The organism is Antarcticirhabdus aurantiaca (genome assembly GCF_009765365.1).
Taxonomy (GTDB): Bacteria; Pseudomonadota; Alphaproteobacteria; order Rhizobiales; family Rhizobiaceae; genus Antarcticirhabdus; species Antarcticirhabdus aurantiaca.
Map to the genome: position 1 here is coordinate 1 of NZ_VTOM01000055.1, position 1570 is coordinate 1570.

General features: G+C 60.6%; 2 protein-coding genes. One reads left to right on the plus strand and one right to left on the minus strand.

What is annotated here, in order from left to right; all coding sequences use genetic code 11:
• Nucleotides 1-213 precede the first annotated feature (213 nt).
• Nucleotides 214-789 (plus strand): histidine phosphatase family protein, encoded by a 576-nt coding sequence (locus tag FZN60_RS28485; protein WP_158877780.1) that lies wholly within the window; start codon nucleotides 214-216, stop codon nucleotides 787-789.
• Nucleotides 790-883: 94 nt separating this feature from the next.
• Here FZN60_RS28485 and FZN60_RS28490 read toward each other — a convergent pair whose 3' ends face one another.
• Nucleotides 884-1333, minus strand: a complete 450-nt coding sequence (locus tag FZN60_RS28490; protein WP_158877782.1) for a hypothetical protein — start codon at nucleotides 1331-1333, stop codon at nucleotides 884-886.
• Nucleotides 1334-1570 lie beyond the last annotated feature (237 nt).

Consider the following 1570-nt stretch of genomic DNA (forward strand, 5'->3'; position numbering starts at 1 on the left):
GCTCTGTCCCTCGACCATCGCAAAAAGCAGCAGTAGAGCGCCGTATCTCTGCGCCCAACCGTGCGATCAGCCCCGAAACCTCAAACAACAACCAAGCTCGACGTTTTGACACGGCCTGGACCCTTCTAAGCCGCTTTCGGGAGATTGCCTTCCTGTCGGAAGCGGCCATCGCCTAAGCTGCGCTGAACGCCAACGGCAGACGCTTAGGGGATCATGCCCGCGCTTTTCTTCATCAGCCATCCCGAAGTAATCGTCGATCCCGGCAAGCCGGTCGAACGATGGTGCCTGAGCCCTACGGGCGTCGATCGCATGCGAACCTTTTCGCAGTCCCCGACTCCCTCGAACGTTCGATCGATCTGGTCCAGCACGGAGACGAAGGCGATCGAAGCCGCCGGCATTCTGGCCGGGGCGCTCGGCCTCGGGATCAGCGTGTCACAAGACCTTGGCGAGAATGATCGCAGCGCGACCGGCTTCCTTCCCCCGGACGAGTTCGAGAGCGTGGCCGATACGTTCTTCGCATCCCCTGCCGACAGCATTCGTGGATGGGAACGGGCTGTCGATGCGCAAGCCCGTGTCCGGAAGGCCGTCACCCAGATCGCAGACGATCACAGGGAAGGCGATCTTGCCATCGTCGCGCACGGCGCGGTTGGCACGCTTCTGTTCTGCACTTTATCTGGCAAACCCATCGGCCGGTCATTCGACCAGCCGTTCCAAGGGCACTATTGGACCGCAGCCCTTCCCTCGCTCGAGCCGATCAAAGGCTGGATGCCGATTGCCTCTCGAATTTGAGCGTCCGCCGATCCGCTAGACTCACGTGACCCTAACGGACTGGTTTCGACCCATCAGCGACGAACGATCAAAGCCGATGGATTTCTAAAACCTGTCATTCGCCTCCCGGACGATCGAACTTGCGGGGAACACGTCGTCTACGTCCAAGGGGATCGAGAGACCAAGTGCGCTTCAAGGGAATACCAGAGTAGTTCGTCGATGAACGTTGCCCGTTCCGATCGGCAACGCAGACCTCAACCCATAGAATGGATCGGCCCGCCCTGAAGGTCCCCGACAGTTCCCGGAAGTCGGTGCTTCTTGCTTCGTTCCGTCGACAGAAGGCGGGGAAAGCCTTCGCAAACCCCAGCACGGCAGAGCGTAGGTTGGGTGAGGCACGCCCTCGAACGATCCGACCGCGAAGGAAGTCGATCTCGATCAGGCCGTCTTCACTGGATGCTGCTTCACCGAACACATCCACCGGATGGTAGCCGATGACGAAGGCTTGGCCGCTCGCCAACGAGTCCATGATGTTGTGACCGATCGCACAGAGTTGATCATGCTTCATGGCTGAAGGGTTGCATGTGTCACGGCAGTTTTCCAGTCCGCCGAACGTAAAGCGGATGGGCAGGAAACCTGACGCCGCTGCCTTCCGCTCCGCTCGGCATGACCACCTCGGGGTCGTGTCCCAGGTGGTGGTGTAGCTGAGAGGCGGTCATCGGCGGTTGCCGGTTAGGATCGGGTTGCGACAGCCAACCCCGAACCGAGAGACCACCGATGACCGACCCGATGATGGCCCTGCGGG

What these genes read in the sequence shown, in the direction of transcription:
- FZN60_RS28490 (WP_158877782.1), bottom strand. Translation starts at nt 1,333, where the DNA reads ATGAAGCATGATCAACTCTGTGCGATCGGTCACAACATCATGGACTCG.
- FZN60_RS28485 (WP_158877780.1), top strand. Translation starts at nt 214, where the DNA reads ATGCCCGCGCTTTTCTTCATCAGCCATCCCGAAGTAATCGTCGATCCC.